The organism is Bradyrhizobium murdochi, from assembly GCF_000472965.1.
GTDB lineage: Bacteria > Pseudomonadota > Alphaproteobacteria > Rhizobiales > Xanthobacteraceae > Bradyrhizobium > Bradyrhizobium murdochi.
Map to the genome: position 1 here is coordinate 397,072 of NZ_AXAU01000003.1, position 17,165 is coordinate 414,236.

The following is a 17,165-nucleotide window of genomic DNA, read 5'->3' on the forward strand; positions in this document are numbered from 1 at the left end:
ACTTCGACGCGCAGTTAGTGACCTACCTTCACCTCTGTCCCGAAGACCTGCGGCACTCCGACCGCAAGCACCTTCGTGCCGGCAGGCGGCCCGTCACTCAGGTAAACATTGTCGCCCTTGATGGTGTCGATCTCCACCGCTCCGCGGAAGAACGTCAACGGATCGGCGCTGATATAAACCCAGGTTTTTCCGGACAGGTCGTAGAGAACAGATGCGTATGGCACGATCCGTCGGCCCGACGGATCGGCGCGCACCTCGTCGATCACGATGCCGAGCCGTTCAGCCGCTTTTGGCGTAAGCGTGATCTTTTTGATCTTTGCGTCATTCGTGGCTTCGACCCGCGCGGGCGCACTCTTTTTGACCGTCGACTCCGCGGCCAGTGCTGAGGAACAGGACGCTGCGAGGCACGCGGCAGACGCCGCGGCCATCAATGCGTTGAAGCAGGCCATGAGACGTTCCTCCCTTTTGACGGCCTTCGAAGCAGCACAAGCGGCGGTCATGACGCGGCCTCCATTTCTAGATCGAGCCGGTCAGCCGTCCAGCCAGCGCCGAACCTCGCGTAAAGCGCCGGAAGCACGAATAACGTTCCGAGCGTCATGGTAACGACGCCGCCCAGGACCGCGACCGCAAAGGGGTGTGCAATTTCAAGCCCGGCGACGTCGCCCATCACCGCGAACGGAAGTGCCAGAGCGAGCGTCGTGACAGATGACGCGATGATGCTCGGGAACTGTTCCAGCACGCCGCGACGCACCAGTTCTTCGCCGAACAGCTCACCCTCGTTCAATTGCAGATGCTGGAAATGGGCGACCAGACCGATACCCTGCCGCACCATCAGTGCGAGCACCGCTGCCAGACCCAACAGAGAACCGAGCGAAAAAGTACCGTCGGTGATCGCGATCGCTGCCAGACCGCCCAGCATAGCAATCAGGACACCGAGCAGCGACAGAGCGGTGAGTTTCCAACTTCGGAGCACCGCCTGTGTCAGCAGGAACATCAGCACTGCCGCCGCCGCCATGTAGCTGTAGATTGACCGCAGGGCAGCACGCTGCTCCTTGTATTCGCCGAGTACCTCAGCATGGTGCTCGAACGGAAATGCTATCCGCCCGACGCTCCTGGCAACATCATCCGCCACGTGGCCAAGCGCCCGCTCGTCCACTTTCGCCGAAACATCGATACGGCGCGATGATCCCTGGCGCCGGATGATACTGGTGGCCGGCGCGATGCGGACGTCTGCAACCTGATCGAGGCGAGCCTGAGTCCCGCTCTCGCTATTGATCATCAGATTGCGCACGTCGTCGATGTTGTCGCGCAACTCCGGCCGCCCCCAGACCACCACGTCGAAAACCTTCTGGTCCTCGAAAAGTGCACCGACGGTGATGCCGCCGACGATCGCAGAGGTAGCCCTGCGGACGTCGCCCGGCTTCAGGCCGTAGTCAGCCGCGCGATCGACATCCACCTTGACCTCGATCGCAGGCTCTTCGACCTGTAACTCAATCTGAGGATTTTCGATGCCAGAGATCTTCGCCATCGAAGCGCGGATCTCCTCTGCCTTGGCGCGAATGACGTCGAGGCTGTTGCCATAGACACGCACGGTGAGGGAATCCGGATCACCGGTGAGCGCCTCGCGCAACTTCGTGGACAGGTATGTCCCAACCTTGCCCTGCATTCCTGGATAGGCAGTAATGGCAGCTTCCACGGCATCGACCGTTGTTTCGTAGTCGGCCTTCGGATCGATGTTGACCCAAACGTGCCCCGCGTTCACGTCCGTTGCGCGTTCGCAGTTACAAAGCACCGCCCGTCCGAGATTGGCGAAGGCGTTCTGCACTCCGGGAATTTCCCGCAGGTCTCGGATCAAGTTCTCAGTCGATCGGGTCATTGCCTGCAGCGAGGTGCCCGGCGGCCCCTGCCATTCGATGACCAGATCGGTCTCCCTGAAGCTGGGCACCAAATCGCGTTCGAGCGGGCTCCAGAGCGCGAAGCACGCGATTGCCGCCACGACGCCGGTGGCGATGCAGGCGAGCGGCGCGTGGATAACACGGCCGACGACCCGATCGAACGGCCTGACCAACCTATTGATGACCCATCCGCCCGTCGGGGTCAGTGGCGCGTTGGCGAGCAGCACCGCGGCCAGCGCGGGGGTCACGATCAACGCCACCAGCATCGAGATGGACACGGCGGCGATATAGGCCCAGGCCATCGGCGCGAAGAACGCGGCGGACCGGCTCTGCATGAACAGAACTGGCAGTACCGCGAGTACGACGATCAGCGACGCGTACAGCATCGGCTGACGCGTTTCCAGCATCGCACGGACGACGACCATGAAGCCTGACCGACCGTCGCGTTGCGGCGCACGCAAGCGGTGCAGCACATTTTCGACGTCGATAACACTGTCATGCACGATAACGCCGGACGCCATCAGCAGGCCGCCGACGACTATCATGCTGAGCGGGATTCCGGCGGCCGTTAACAGCAGTTCAGCGCAGACGAACGACAATGAGATCGCGGCCAGGGCGATAACCGCGGTCCTCCAGCTACTCATGAGAACGCCAAGCACGACGGCGGCCAGGATGATCGAAATGAGCATGGCCTTGCCTAGATTGCTGGTCGCGCGTTCAATGAAACTCGCGGGACGGTAGATGGTCGTATTGATCTCGATGCCGGGCAGCCCGGGTTTCAGTTCGTTGAGCACACGCTCAACGCCGCGCGTCACGTCCACTGTGTTGAAGCCGGGGAACTTCTCGATCGCGACCATCAAGCCGGACCCTTCGCCGATGATGGCGTCTCCGATCAGTGCCTGATGGCCATCCACCAGATATGCGACATCGCCGACACTAACGGTCGTGCCGGCTAGCGGCACCTTGGCGAAGGTGCCTACGGTAGCGATTGGCAACTGATGACGGATATTCAGCCGCTGATTTGGCGTTTCGATGAAGCCGCCGGTGCCTGGCGTGGACGAGTTCAGATAGGTGAGCGGCGAAGACCACACCGCCTCGCCAGTCGTTTTGATCACCTGCTCAAGCTTGACGCCCTTCTTATTCAGGTTCCTGGCATCGATGAGCACCTGCACCTGCCGCTCGCGCTGACCCCATATCGACACATTCGCCACACCCGGAACTCCGGCGAGGCGCGGCGCGATGTTCCAGCGCGCCTGAACGGACATGTCGATCAGCGAAACGGATTTCGAACTCAGGCCGATGTTCATCACTCGACTGGCCGAGGAGACGGGCTGAAGCATGGTCGGAGGGCTTGAGACGTTCGGCAGCGCGTGCGACTGCGTCAGCCGTTCCTGCACCATCTGGCGCGCTTTCATCAGATCGGTGCCGGGCGCGAAGATCATCTCGATCGTCGAAAGTCCCGCCATCGATTCCGACTGGATGGCCTGAAGCCAGGGCACGCCGTTGAGCAGGTCCGCCTCCAGCGGCACGGTAATCAACGCTTCGACCTCTGCGCTGGAGAGGCCAAGCGATTCCGTCTTCACGGTGAGCGAGGGTAGCGCCAGCTCGGGGATGACATCGAGCGGCTTGTTCCTGACGTCGACGGCGCCGAGGATAAGCAGGCCCGAGGCGGCAACTACAATGAGGGTGCGTAACCGCACGCTAGAGGAAATGAGCCACGCCAACATATCGACGCCCCCTTCCTTTGACCTCTAGTTGTATTTGACCTCTGGTTGAAATCGAACTCCGTTTGAGAGGGCCCGTTGAACGCGGGATTTTCTGACCGCTGTGTCGCTCATGGAGGCAACACAATTGTTCCCCCACTATTCCCACGAGTCCGAAATTTCTTGTCGGCCTTGCGCCGGCTTTTATTTCGGTCGTGCTAACGCGCTAGTGAGGCGCCGTAATCAAAGCTCCGCAATACTGCCCTTCCTGAAAGCAGGCCGAGAAACCGATCAAGGCGAGTGGAAATCCTAAGTTGATGTTCTTATCTGCACAATCCACCCATTTGGATGACATACTGGCTCCAATTGGGTCACGCGTGTTTACGCACTTTGCGAGCTTAGGTGGCAAAAACCCTACCGCCACTTGAGGTTGGCTGACAGCCGACGAAGCTGTTCGCGGCTTCTTCTGCACTCTAGGATACATCACTTTAGATATGTCACTTCGTGGCACTTGCGTAATTCGTCATCCGCGTCACTCTTATCCCAACATTGCTGGGGGCCTCCGGCATTTATTTGCTCCGCGTTGTTGAGCGGGCTCTTGTCTGCAGTCGGCCTGAGGGATGAAGCGCTGGCTGAGACAGTCTGATTGCCAGAGCGGAATTGTTATGAACGAGTTTGTTCGACCACGTGAGTGACGTCGAACTGCGGTAGTGATGGGGCCGCGCATGATCTGGGGTAGGCGAGATGAGCGCGTCGCCGGATTGGGGCGACGTTGGCAGGCTGCAGAAACAAGAACCGTAAAGTCAACCAAGCGCGGCTGTTACCGCGTCTGCTCCGTGTACCCATTTGTGTTTCGCGCCGCGCCCGCATTGTTCAGCCTCGCCCTGCTCGTCCCTTCCCATGCCGCCGCCGCGGAGAACGAGGACATCGCAGCTCTCCGGCGTATGCTCGGAGAGCTAAAGGCGGAGAACCGCAAACTTTCCGAACGTCTCAGCGCCCTGGAGGGGACATCGCCGGCGCGGCGGACCAAGCCCGCTGCGGAGCATCAACGTCCGGCACCTGCCGTAACGGCGGCGAAGCCTGCACCCACGGTTCAATCACCGCCTGTCGATCCGCCCGCATTGCCCGCGCCAGATTTGTCGGACGCCGCAGCGAAGCGGCCGCTTAACGAGCGTGTAAGAGATCTGGAAATCGGCTGGGCGGCGAATGAGAACGCGACGCGCCAGATCCTCCGCGACACGCTCAACAAGACCGGACCGAAGATCAATAACTTCCTCACGCTGAGCGGCGTGGTTGAAGGCGTGGCCTCGCGGGCCGGCTCATTCACCGGCCCTACCCAGGAAAACCTGTCGCTGGGTACGGCGGAACTCGATTTCGATATCAAGCTGAGCGACTGGTTGACCGGCGCTCTGGTTCTCCACTTCGACAGCGGCACCGGCGCGATATTCCCGACCGGGAATCAACCAGTGGTGCCAACCAACGTCCCCGGCGTAGGTGTGGATCGCTTCACGCTTGATCGGACTCACGTTACAGTCGGCGATCTGATGCAATTCCCGATCGCCGCCCGTTTCGGCGTGGAGGTTTTGCATTTCGGTACGTCCACTGGCGTGGCACGCCTGGATACGCTTTCGATCGGCACCCCGCTGACCACCGAGGTGTTTGAAAACCGTCAGACCGCTGGAGGCCTGGAATTCGCATGGCCAACCCCACCGCGGCAGCCGCCGCCGGCGCCTGTTGTTGTTCCACGCGTTAGCCCGTTGGTCGTCGCACCGGCCGTGAGCCAACTGATGCGCTGGCTCGGCTACACCCCACTACCTGAGCGGCCTTTCCGGCCTACGCCAGTGACATTCCCGTTCGACCCGGCGCCCTTCTACGGTTCAGTCGTGACCTACAAAGGCAGCGACAGCATCATCCCCGGCCGGACGAAAATCGACGATTACAATGCCAGTCTCGGTTTCCGGACAAGGGGCCATTGCGGCGTGCCCTATGACCAGTTGAAGGACTCGCTGATTTGTCCATGGACCCTTGACTTTCATGTCGACTATAGCAGCTCCGTTTTCGAAAGCAGATTTCTGCATTCGTCCTACCTCCCATTCCTGAGCCAGATCGGGCAGATTCCCGGAATAGCCGCGAGCCTTAAAACCAGCTTCGGCCCGTTCGCGTTCGTGGGCGAGGTGAATGCCGCAATTCAGGACGCCAGGTTTATCGATGGGCTCGGCATTGCGAGGAGCATGATGCCGATGACCTGGCAGGCCTCGATTGCCTACCAGTTCGACTGGAATCCGTGGATACAGGAGATCGGCGCGCAGGGCGATTACATCTCGCTGGGATATTCCGGCAGCAAAGACATGGCGGGTGTGTCGATCCTGCAAAGCGGCGTGCCAACCCGGGTCGGATTCGTCCCGCAACACCGGCTTTTCCTCACCGGAGGCGAGTGGGTGATGGACGGGCTGAAAGTGGCCGTGGAATACTCGGCCAATTGGGACTACCCGGTGAGCGCGGGGGGGACTGGTAAAGTCGCGCATGGCTGGTTCGGATTGATCCAGCTTAATTTCTGATCCGTCTTCACCCAGCAAAGGACATGCGTGCCGAAATCCTGGAAGCGATCGAGAATATCTCTCGGGGACGAGCAACCCGCTTTAGGAGCGAGGCGGCTGGTTGCGTTTAGCGGGCCTGCGCGTGGGCAACACCGATCCCATCGCCCGGATATCAGAGCGTTTCGGCGCACCAGAATCCGGTCGTCAGCTGTGGCGTTCCAAAGCCAATTGATGCTTTCCCCGGACACACCCTGCTGCAAGGCGGACGTGCCAGCAGCGTCCAATCACTTCCGGACGTATCCGTGGAACAGTTCGATGTTCGAGGCCAGGATTGACTCCCTGTACGCCGCGCCTTCGCCCAACCGAAGGGAGGACTCCATGAAGGCCATTGCACTGGGCGCATTCGGTGCCGCGCTGCTTGCGTCTGCCGCTTCCGCCGCGCCCCTCAGCGCGACGACAATCGGCTCCGCCGAAATCTCCAACGTCGATCGGGTCGGTCTGGTCTGCAACGAGTATTATGGACGCTGCTGGCGGACCCGAGGACCGCGCTATGTCCTGCGCTATTACTATGATCCCAGCTACTTCCCCGGCCGGGGCTACAACTACTACGCTGGCCCTGGCTACTACGATCGCGGCTACGGCTACGGCGGACCAAGGTTCATCATCCGCGGCTGGTAGCAGAAAGCAAAAGGCCGCTCTCTGGTGCGGGCCCTTCTTGCGGACAGTCGCTTCCAGACCGCTGGCACAAGGAAATAGCAAGGATCGCCTCCCGCCGATGCAGATCTCACGGGTGAAGGCGACAGATCAAGAGGGGCGATGGTGCCCGCACGGAAATTAGCGTCAACTCCGTCGCACATTGGCTTGGTGGGCGCACCAGGGCTCCAACCTGGGACCCGCTGATTAAGAGTTCAGAGCTAGCACTTTGCCACAGCTTCCAAGACCGCGCCAGAGTACGACGTACTTCAGTAACTCGTTGATGTTTGTATATTTTATCGCATAGCTTCGCGCTCGCTCGAACACAAACCTTCCAACTGCTCGATCCGCTAACACCGTTTGAGAACCGTTTTAGCGGGCATGGATTCTCGCCTATGGCTGATATTCGAATTCCCCTGACCGACAAGGCGATCGCCCAGCTACCAGCCCCAAAGGACGGCTGGTACCTTGCGCGCGACACGGAATTGAAGGGCTTCTTCGTCGTCGTAGGGAAGCGAAGACGGACTTTCACCGTCCAAGGCGATCTCAGGCAAGGAGGCAAACGGGCTTCATCCATTAGGGTTTCCATCGGCGATGCTAGTGAGATGTCGACCCGAGCTGCGCGCGCCACCGCCAAGGAGTACCTGGCCCAGATTAGCCGGGGACGGCATCCGAAGGACGACAAGCAATCCGACGGGACGAATCCCGCCCAGGCTATGGAAAGTGGCGGAACAATCGCAAGCATCACGCTCAGGCAGGCCTGGCAGCGTTATCTAGAAGCACATCTGATCCGCAAGAATCGCAGCGAAAAGACCATCGAGGGCTACCGCGATCATGTCGATCGAATTTTTGCGGAATGGCTCGACACCACCCTTCATGAGCTCGCAACCGACCCGGCTCGGGTGGCCAAGAAGCACGATGAAGTCACAAGGGAGAACGGGCCGTACATGGCCAATGGCAGCATGCGCACTCTAAGGGCCATCTACAATCATGCTCGGAAGACGAACAGGTCGTTGCCGTCAGATAATCCGGCCGATGCGGTAGATTGGAATGTGGAGGAGCGCCGCAACACCGGGATGGGACCGGCCGACCTGAAGGGCTGGTTTGCCCAGCTCGCCGGCCTCGACAACCCCGTACGTAGAGAGTTCCACCTCTTCACCCTCCTTTCCGGTTCTCGGCCTGCTGCGCTCCAGGAAGCCAAGCCGGAACACATCGATTTTCGGCGCCGTGCGCTACATATTCCCAAACCAAAGGGCGGAAAGAAGAAAGCCTTCGACATTCCGTTGTCGTGTCAGATGATTCTTTGCCTCATCCGCGCAATCCGGTTCGGTAGACAGATGTACCCTCTGCAAGCGCGAGAGTGGGTGTTTCCGGCCGATAGCACGTCAGGGCATTTGGCGGAAACAAAGGAGGACCGTGAGATACTATCAAAGTGGGGTAACGACCTCCGTCAAACCTTCCGTACGATTGCAACAGCAGCAGGTGTCTCGGAAGTCGATGCCAAGCTTCTGATGAACCATGCCATTCCCGGAGTGAACGCAGGCTATATTACACGGCACAAGCTTCTCGAAGATCATCTGCGAAGCCAACAACAGGCAATCAGCAGTGCTATCTTTGCTGCGCTTGGCGCATCCATAAGCCAAGATCGTGCGTTCCAGGATTGGCTCGGGAGAGGTGCGGGCCAGCGTGCGATTCTGGGTGTCCTTTCCAGTGGAAAACAGAGTGCGGGCCGACCGGCTGCTCAAATTGCGCAGGGATCAGTTTCCAGTTCAATCACCGCGTCGCGCCCGCTCACCTCTACGAGTGGACATCCCCCACACCCATCAATCGCAGCCCCTTCAGATTCGCGTGCCCGTCTGGCCGACGATGATGTGATCGTGCACGGAAATGTCGAGGGGTTTGCATGCACGCCGCCGCCAAGCGAGGTGAACTGCCTCCGATCCAGGCGGGAAGCCGGTAGCCCGCAATGAACCGGGTGATATGGTCGACGCATCGGGCAAGCTCGTCGAGCGTCGATTGGTACGCCTGACGTTGACAGAAGCAATCGTCGTTGAGGAGCTGTCGCGTTAAGCTGCGTGAATGCGGCCTAGTGGAGACCGACATGAGCAAAGCCAAGCAGTTGCGAACCGTGCTGCAGCAGGACGGCATGACTATCGCGCCGGGTGCGTACGACTGCATCACGGCAACACTGATTGCGCGCGCGGGGTTCCCCGCGGTCTATATGACCGGCGCGGGCACCGCGGCGAGCCATGGCTATCCTGACTATGGGCTCCTGACCATGAGTGAGATGGTCGATAATGCGGAGCGGATCGCCAGCGCCGTGGACGTCCCCGTTATCGCGGATGCCGACACGGGATACGGCAATGAGCTCAACGTGGTCCGCACCGTGCGCGAGTTCGAACGGAGCGGTGTTGCCGCCATCCACATCGAGGATCAGGTGTTCCCAAAGAAGTGCGGGCACTTGGATGACAAGGAGGTCATACCGTTTGACGACTACATAGCCAAGATCCGGGCGGCCGCTGACGCAAGGCGTAGTTCCGATTTCCTAATCATCGCGCGCACCGATGCGCGGGCGGTCGCCGGCTTCGAAGAAGCAGTCAGGCGTGCCAATGCCTCGCTCGCAGCCGGCGCGGACATGGCCTTCGTGGAGGCGCCGCAGACGATTGACGAAGTCAAGGCAATTCCCAAGCTGGTCGGCGGCCCATGCCTCCTCAACGTCGTACGCCGTGGAAAGACCCCGCCGATCGACCTGAATGCCGCTGAGGCGATGGACTACAAGCTCGCCATCCTGCCGATCCTGTTGTTCCAGGGCGTGATCGGCTGTTGTGAGGAGCTCCTGACCGAGCTCAAGGCCGGCGCGTCTCCGACGCCGCCCAAGGACCTCTCGCCGCACGAAGCTTTTGCTCGCTTCAGCGCCGACGAGTGGGACTCGTTGCGGGACCGCTATCACGACGCCTCGTAGACAGGCGCTGCCAAGGCCGGATCAGCCTTGTCTGGGCCGCGCACTGCGCGGCTCAGGGACGTAACACCTATTTTTATTGCGATCGCAGCCTGGGATCGAGCTCGTCGCGCAGCGCATCACCGAACAGGCTGAACCCGAACACCGCAAGACTGATGGCGATCCCCGGGAAGACAGCGATCCATTCGCGACGGTACGGTGTGGCAGCGTTAGGTCAGCCTTGCTTCCCTAGACGAAATCAGGGAGTCGACCTCCGGGAATCGATGTAGTTACGCGGATGGGACCGGATGGTGCGCGGGCTCTACGCCGTGCTGAATACCGGTCCGAACGTCTCCGAATACATATAGAGCGGCATTTCTTCAAGATCACCGACGACGGCGCCGCCCGCGTGGCGCAAAAACTAGGAGCCGGGTCTCCCATCGATCGGTTTTCGCTGGACCGCAGCTCATGGTCGCCGTTTACCGAAACGCTCAGGTGACGCGAGAACTTCTTCGCCTGAGCGAAGACCGCCGTGATGCCTGGCGCAATGACGATCCATGGCATCAGTCGGGTCCACGGGTTGCCGCTGGGGCGCTTCGCAGAAGGCTAGAAGCAGCCGTTGGTGCCACACGTGATCGGCAATTCTGAGTTGCGGTCGCCAGCGACTTGAAGAGGTCGGCTATGGCTCGACTAGCCATGGGAAAACGCGAGCGCTAGACTGCAGCGTCATCCGTCGCAACCCTCCATCCGCAACGTTCGCCGGCTGGGGCACGATGGACTTGAAGGAGGTCCGCATGAACAGGGTTCTGTCGCTTGCAGCCGCTTTCATTTGCGCTGGAGCCTTGGGCGTTGCTGGGGTCGTGTCATCGTCCCATGCCAAGGAAAAGATCAAGGTCGGCTTTATCGGTCCGTTGACCGGCGGCACATCCGCCAATGGTCTCGGCGGGCGCAATTCCGCAGATCTCGCTGTGCGGCTCCGCAATGTGGATGCGAAGGCCAGGTACGAGTACGAAATGGTCGCGCTCGACGACGAATGCAAGCCGAATGTCGGCGTTCAACAGGCGACCAAGCTTGCGACCGACAAGGAGATCATCTCGGCTGCAACGCATTACTGCTCGGCAGTGGCCATCGCCACGGTCGACGTTTATCACAAGTTCGGCCTGCCGGTGATCGTGTGGGGCGCGGTGCTGCCCGACATCACCTATCGGAACAAGTATGCCGAGGTGCACCGCGTCAACGGCACGATGATCAATCAGAACGAGCGCAACGCGGAACTGCTGTCGAGCCTCGGCTACAAGACCTTTGCGGTGATTCACGACACAACCGACTACGGCAAGGGACACAACAAATATTTTAGCGAAGCGCTCGCCAAGCATGGCGGCAAGATCGTCGGCACCTTCGGCGTCACCTCCGACCAGCAGGATTTCAGCGCCGAACTCACCCAGATCAAGTCGCTCAATCCGGAAGCCATCTATTTTGGCGGCCTGACGCCGATCGGCGTGCGCATCCGCGGTCAGATGGACAAGCTCGGGCTGAACAGTGTGCTGTTCGATGGAACATCGGGGATCAAATCCGATTCCTATATCGACGGTCTCGGCACGCTGGCGGAAGGCTCGCTCTCCTTCATCGAAGGCGCCCCGACGGAGCGGCTGCCCGGTGGAAAGTTCTTCCTGGAGAAATACAACGCCCAGAATTACCCGAACCCGCCCGAGGCTTATGGCGGCTTCTCCTTTGCAGCCATGAACCTGATCCTCGACACGATCGAGGAGGTGGGGCCCGACCGGAAGAAGGTGCAAGCAACCCTCAACAAGGTGAAGGATCGCGACTCGATCGTCGGCAAGATCACATTTGACGATCACGGACAGAACACGGTCGCCATCATTACCGCTTTCGTGGTCCAGGATGGGAAATGGGTGGTCTGGGAGGACAGCGAATATGCGTCCGGAAAACGCAAGCTTCCGGGCCAGAAGTAGCCTAGGCAGGGAATCAAAGGCTTAGCACCTTCCCGTCTTGCTCCCGACAGGTTGGAGTCGCGGCATGGATCTGGGGCTGGTTGCCCAGTACACTATGAATGGGCTGATGCTCGGCATGATGTACGCGCTGGTTGCCGTGGGCTTTACACTGTTTTTCGGCGTGCTGGACGTTATCAAGTTCTCGCATGGCGACGTGCTCACAGTCGGCGCCTTCACGGCCCTGGCCTCATTCATTGGACTGCAGAGCATCGGCCTCACCTCCGATGCGGTGGAACTCCTGGCCATGCTGGTGGCGGCTATCGGCGCCATGGCGCTGTTAGGAGCCCTTATTGCGCGGGCATTCATCCTGCCTTTGCGCTCCGCCCCGGCCCTCAACACACTTCTGATCACGTTGATGCTGGGCACGGTTCTGCGTGAAGCCGTGCGGCTTTTTTATCCTGACGGCGCCAATCCCAAGCCGTTTCCGCGGCTGCTGCCGGCTGATTCCATCAACATCGGCAATTTCAACCTCAGGCTGGACAACGCGATCCTCCTGACGGCCGGCGCGCTTGTGATCGTCGGTCTGCAGCTCCTGCTCAACCGGACAAAGCTCGGGCTCGCGATCCGCGCCGTCGCGCAGGATGAGGAGACAGCCAAGACCATGGGCGTGAACTTCAATGCCATTGTGCTCATTACGTTTGCTATCGGCTCCGCCTTGGCTGCCTTCGCGGGCTTGATTAACGGTCTCTATTACAACGAAATCAATTTCGGTATCGGGCTCTATCTCGGCGTGGTGGGGTTCAGCGCTGCCATCATCGGCGGGCTCGGCAGTATCTACGGTGCCATACTCGGCGGATTCCTGTTCGCCGGGCTGCAGACCATCGGCGCCGTCGCGTTGCCCTTCGCGAGCGCCTACAAGGACGTGTTTGCGTTCGCCGTGGTGATCGCGCTCATGGCGTGGCGACCGACCGGTCTCATTCCCGAGAAATTGAGCGAGCGGGTGTGACATGGCGCTTTCGGGGAACGATGGAAGGCGGTCGCTTCTGCCGGGAGCCGCTGCCGTGGTCCTGGTCACGGTATTCCTGATCGTCCTCCTGCGGGTCGAAAATCAGAAAGCGATCATCGCGCTGCTGGCCCTTGGCATCGGCGCCGTGATCGCGGCCAACCGGCTCGGATTGCTGAAGCCCGTTGCGCGCAGTTTCAGCGAGCGGGAAGACGCGCTGGGGCTGCTCGCGATTGGCGCAACGCTCGCGATTGGCGCGGTCTTCCACGAAGACCATTTCGTCCTGCTGCTTGTCTGCACCGTGGTGCTTTACACTGTCGCGACACTTGGGCTGAGTGTCCAGTTCGGCTATGCCGGAGTGCTGAACTTTGCGGGCGCCTCGTTTTTTGGCATCGGCGCCTACGCGGCCGCGGTGCTCAATCAGCACACCGCCATTCCGCACCTGCTCGTGCTCCTGATTGGCGGCCTCATGGCGGCGCTGGCCGGATCGCTGCTCCTGCTGCCCGTCTTGCGCACGCGCGGTCACTACGCGGCGGTGGTCACCATCGCGTTTGCGCTCCTGTTCAAGACTTTTCTGGAGGTGAACGACGTCCTTGGAGGTCCCCAGGGGCTTCAGGTGCGAGGCATGACGATCCTCGGCTGGTCGTTCAATGAAAATATCGAGATCGGCGGAATAGAGCTGTCGTTCTATCTCAATTATTTCGCCATGAGCATGATGATCCTGGTCTTGGCTTTCGTCGTCGTACGACGGCTCGAGCGGTCCTGGATCGGCCTCAATCTCGATGCGCTGCGGCTGGACGAGACCGCCGCCGGATGCTTCGGACTTAATATCGTACGCTGGAAGGTAACGGCCTTCCTGCTCGGCAATTTCCTGATCGGCGTTGCCGGCACGTTGCATGGGATGGTCGTCGGCTTCGTCCAACCCAACAACTATACGTTCGCCGACTCGCTCGTCCTGGTATCGATCCTGCTGCTCGGGGGCATAGGCAATCCCTGGGGCGTGGCCGTGGCAACCGTGATCGTCGTCATCGTTCCGGAGAAGCTGCAGGTCATCCAGGAATATCGCTTTCTGCTCTATGCCGCGTTGGTCGTGGTGGTCCTGCTGTTCCGGCCCGAAGGCCTGTTGCCGCGGCCGGTGCGCAGATACTTCTCCGGATGGCAGCCATGACGCAAAATCCCGCGCCGCGTGAAGAATTGCCGCTGGTGCTCGAGGCACGGGGTTTGACCCGGCGTTTCGGCGGTGTCCTGGCTCTCGATCGTCTCGACCTCGATGTCGCACGCGGCGAGATTGTTGGCCTGATCGGCCCGAACGGCTCCGGCAAGACTACGTTCTTCAACGTCATCACCGGGATCTACTGGGCAGATGCAGGTCACGTGTCCTTCGACGGCGCCGAGATTACGCGGGCCACCCCGCAAGCCATTTATCATGCAGGAGTGGCGCGCACTTTTCAGCGTTCGCGGCTGTCGCTGCCGCTGTCGATCTTCGACAACATCATGATCGGCAACCATAAGCGCCTGAACCAGGGCCTGTGGTTTAACCTTGTGAGGCGCCAGGCGTTCAGGGCCGAATTCGAGCACAGCTTTGCCGAAGCGCAAGCGTTGGTCGAGGTGTTCGATCCGCCGCTCGCCCGGCGCATGCTGGAGCCGGTCGCGGGCCTGCCCATGATCGACCGCCGCCGGATCGAGATTTGCCGAGCGCTGATCAGCCGCCCCCAGCTGCTGCTGCTGGACGAGCCCTCCGCCGGCATGACGCATGAGGAAACGAGCCAGCTCATGGACGACATATTGGAGGTGCGGAAGCGACTCGAGGGGCTTTCGATCGTGATCGTCGAACATGAGATGGGTGTCATCGAACGCATCACCAACCGTTGCGTGGTGCTCAATTTCGGCCGCAAGATCGCCGCTGGTACATTCGCGGAGATCGCCGCCGATCGAATGGTGCAAGAAGCGTATCTGGGTCTAAAATGACGAACCATGGGGCCAACTCGCTCGTGATCGAAGGCGTGTCGACCGCCTATGATCAGGCCAACGTGCTGGAAAACGTCTCGCTGACGGCGGCGTCGGGCAAGATCACCTGTCTCCTCGGTGCCAACGGCTCCGGCAAGACCACGTTGATCCGCTCGATCCTCGGACTGACACCACCGAACAGGGGCAGCATCCGATTCGGCGGTTTGGACCTTGCGGGACTTCCGACCCACCGGGTGATCGCGGCCGGCATTGCCTGCATTCCCGAGGGGCGGCGGGTCTTTGCAAAACTCACGGCCGAGGAAAATCTGCGCATGGGCGCCTACCAGGAGCCATCGGACGCGGCTGTTGCGCAACGCTTGGCGCATGTCTATGCGACCTTCCCGCGCCTCAGCGAGCGCCGCGATCAGCTTGCCGGCACCATGTCAGGAGGCGAGCAGGCGATGGTGTCGATCGGCCGGGGACTCATGCGCGCACCGAAGCTTCTCCTCATCGACGAGCCGTCGCTCGGCCTCGCGCCCATCCTGGTGCGGGAGAACTTCAATATCATCCGCCGCATCAACCAGCAGGGCATCACGGTATTCCTGGTCGAACAAAACGTCCATCAGACGCTCGCGATCTCCGACTATGGCTACGTCCTCTCCAAGGGCCGCGTCGTAGCCGCTGGCGAGCCAGGCGAGCTCAGTCAAACGAAGCAAGTACACGAGGCGTACTTCGGGTAATGGTTCCCACTTGTTGAACTAATGCGGCGATCTGGTCGGCTGTACGACAGTCAATTCGCCCAGCAACAAGGGTGCTGTCGCTCAACGCTGAGGGTTGCTTCGTGCGCGATCGTAGCACTGGGATCACATATGCTTCGGAATGCAAATCAGGTTGCTCGCCAATTGTAATCTGCTAATGGGATGGTCCGGCCGTGCTCCGGCCCTGCCAGCACGAGAAGCTGGCAAGGGGCGCTCAAGACAAGGAGCACGCCATGTCTCAGAAACTCAACGCGACGATCGCCGTGATCGGCATCGATATCGGCAAAAACTCGTTCCACATCGTGGGTCATGATCACCGCGGTGCCATCGTGCTGCGGCAGAAGTGGTCACGCGGCCAGGTGGAAACGCGGCTCGCCAACCTGCCGGCGTGCTTGATCGGTATGGAGGCCTGCGTCGGCGCGCATCATCTCAGTCGCAAACTCCAAATGCTTGGCCACGATGCCCGCCTGATGCCGGCGAAATACGTGCGCCCGTATTCGAAGGGACAGAAGAATGACTTCCGGGATGCGGAAGCCATCGCCGAGGCTGTCCAACGCCCGACCATGAAGTTCGTCGCGACCAAGACCGCCGATCAGCTCGACCTTCAGGCGCTGCACCGCGTCCGCGATCGATTGGTCGGTCAGCGTACCGGCGTCATCAATCAGATCCGTGCGTTCCTGCTGGAGCGGGGTATCGCCGTGCGGCAAGGCCTGCATTCGCTGCGGTCCGAGTTGCCGGGTATCCTGGCAACACGCACCGATGTGCTCTTGTCTCGCATGTTGCGCATCATCGAGGATCTGGCGGGAGACTGGTGCCGACTGGATGCGCGTATCGAGGGGCTATCTAGCGAAATCGAAACGCTGGCCCGTCAAGATGAGGCCTGCGAGCCACTGATGACGGTGCCCGGCATTGGCCCGCTTATCTCGAGCGCAATGGTGGCCGCGATCGGCACTGGAGACGTGTTCTCGAAAGGCCGCGACTTCGGCGTCTGGCTTGGACTGGTGCCGAAGCAGATATCGACCGGCGATCGCACGATCCTCGGCAAGATATCAAGGCGCGGCAATCGCTACCTGCGCGCGCTGTTCGTGCAAGCCGCGTGGGTTGTGTTGGTCAAGGTCAAGTGTTGGGAGCGCTATGGCCTCAAATCTTGGATCGAAGCCGCCAAGAAACGATTGCACCACAACGTGCTGGCGATTGCGCTCGCCAACAAGCTCGCCCGGATCGCGTGGGCGGTTCTCAACAAGGGACGCGCCTTCGAATGCGTCAAGACGGAGGAGACGGCGTCCCGACCTGCCTGATCCTCGCGCCGTGCTCGGGGCCGTCAAGGCGCGGCCTGGCAGCGCCAGCGCAAGACGCCAGGACAGCACGACGGCCGGCCTTGACAGCCCTTGCGCGTGGCGCGTCTGCGCGCGCAGGCCGGGACGAAGGAACGACCGCCAGGCACGAACAAAGGAACAGCGCGAAGTGAGGAGCTATCGATGAGGTAACCAACATCCCTTACCCGCCGAGGTCTGCGAGAGGATGAGACGACGATGGAGGATCGGTCTTCCCGGCGCATGCGAACACTGGTGACCCAAATGGCCCGGTCGAGGCCTGTCCGCTAATCAGCTCGCATGCGCGCTGATATCCATGATGGCCCGGAGCACCACACGCTCCAAGCAGAGGCCGGATACATTGATGCAAGACCGCATCTGCCAGGTTGACGAAACCTCTTGCAACGCGCGGCCGGACCATACATT

The 17,165-nt window shown here is 60.7% G+C and carries 12 protein-coding genes and 1 pseudogene; 10 read left to right on the forward strand and 3 right to left on the reverse strand.

The genetic code is table 11. The features are described from left to right. Positions 1-14 precede the first annotated feature (14 nt). Entirely contained in the window at positions 15-500 is a 486-nt protein-coding gene (locus YUO_RS40585; RefSeq protein WP_051379400.1) for a hypothetical protein, read from the reverse strand. Then, entirely contained in the window at positions 497-3,622 is a 3,126-nt protein-coding gene (locus tag YUO_RS40590) for an efflux RND transporter permease subunit (protein WP_035726618.1), read from the reverse strand. Before YUO_RS40590 ends, YUO_RS40585 begins: the two co-directional genes overlap by 4 nt. Before the next feature lie 701 nt (positions 3,623-4,323). Here YUO_RS40590 and YUO_RS0112585 point away from each other — a divergent pair. The 4 genes from YUO_RS0112585 to YUO_RS0112605 all read left to right on the forward strand — a co-directional run bounded on the left by YUO_RS0112585 (position 4,324) and on the right by YUO_RS0112605 (position 9,790). After that, positions 4,324-6,156 carry a hypothetical protein gene (locus tag YUO_RS0112585; protein ID WP_156908603.1) on the forward strand — a complete coding sequence of 611 codons (1,833 nt, stop codon included), beginning with the start codon at positions 4,324-4,326 and terminating at the stop codon, positions 6,154-6,156. 357 nt (positions 6,157-6,513) lie between these two features. After that, a complete protein-coding gene (locus YUO_RS0112595; RefSeq protein ID WP_028347579.1) occupies positions 6,514-6,813 on the forward strand; it encodes a hypothetical protein in 300 nt (99 codons plus the stop codon). Positions 6,814-7,223: 410 nt separating this feature from the next. After that, a complete protein-coding gene (locus YUO_RS40595) occupies positions 7,224-8,798 on the forward strand; it encodes a tyrosine-type recombinase/integrase (RefSeq protein WP_235782697.1) in 1,575 nt (524 codons plus the stop codon). Positions 8,799-8,929: 131 nt separating this feature from the next. Next, positions 8,930-9,790: an isocitrate lyase/PEP mutase family protein gene (locus YUO_RS0112605; protein WP_028347580.1), complete on the forward strand. Its 861-nt coding sequence runs from the start codon at positions 8,930-8,932 to the stop codon at positions 9,788-9,790. A gap of 73 nt (positions 9,791-9,863) precedes the next feature. On the opposite strand, the pseudogene YUO_RS47705 reads toward YUO_RS0112605, so the two are convergent. After that, positions 9,864-9,971 (reverse strand): annotated as a pseudogene (locus tag YUO_RS47705) (ABC transporter permease); the annotation flags it as partial. Between the two features lie 589 nt (positions 9,972-10,560). On the opposite strand from YUO_RS47705, the gene YUO_RS0112615 reads away from it, so the two are divergent. From YUO_RS0112615 to YUO_RS0112640, 6 genes are all read left to right on the forward strand, one after another. Further along, a complete protein-coding gene (locus YUO_RS0112615) occupies positions 10,561-11,739 on the forward strand; it encodes a branched-chain amino acid ABC transporter substrate-binding protein (RefSeq protein WP_028347581.1) in 1,179 nt (392 codons plus the stop codon). 64 nt (positions 11,740-11,803) lie between these two features. Beyond that, positions 11,804-12,724, forward strand: coding sequence for a branched-chain amino acid ABC transporter permease (locus YUO_RS0112620; protein ID WP_035726620.1), 921 nt, complete (start codon positions 11,804-11,806; stop codon positions 12,722-12,724). Positions 12,725-12,779: 55 nt separating this feature from the next. Next, complete coding sequence (locus YUO_RS0112625; protein WP_235782698.1) at positions 12,780-13,889, forward strand: branched-chain amino acid ABC transporter permease; 1,110 nt, start codon at positions 12,780-12,782, stop codon at positions 13,887-13,889. Next, the gene (locus tag YUO_RS0112630; protein WP_347335929.1) at positions 13,877-14,689 is read left to right on the forward strand and encodes an ABC transporter ATP-binding protein; all 813 of its coding nucleotides are present in this window, start codon (positions 13,877-13,879) and stop codon (positions 14,687-14,689) included. The genes YUO_RS0112625 and YUO_RS0112630 overlap by 13 nt, the downstream gene beginning before the upstream one ends. Next, entirely contained in the window at positions 14,686-15,408 is a 723-nt protein-coding gene (locus YUO_RS0112635; RefSeq protein ID WP_028347585.1) for an ABC transporter ATP-binding protein, read from the forward strand. The genes YUO_RS0112630 and YUO_RS0112635 overlap by 4 nt, the downstream gene beginning before the upstream one ends. Positions 15,409-15,659: 251 nt before the next feature. Continuing rightward, positions 15,660-16,724 (forward strand): IS110 family RNA-guided transposase, encoded by a 1,065-nt coding sequence (locus YUO_RS0112640; protein WP_028347586.1) that lies wholly within the window; start codon positions 15,660-15,662, stop codon positions 16,722-16,724. Positions 16,725-17,165: the final 441 nt, after the last annotated feature.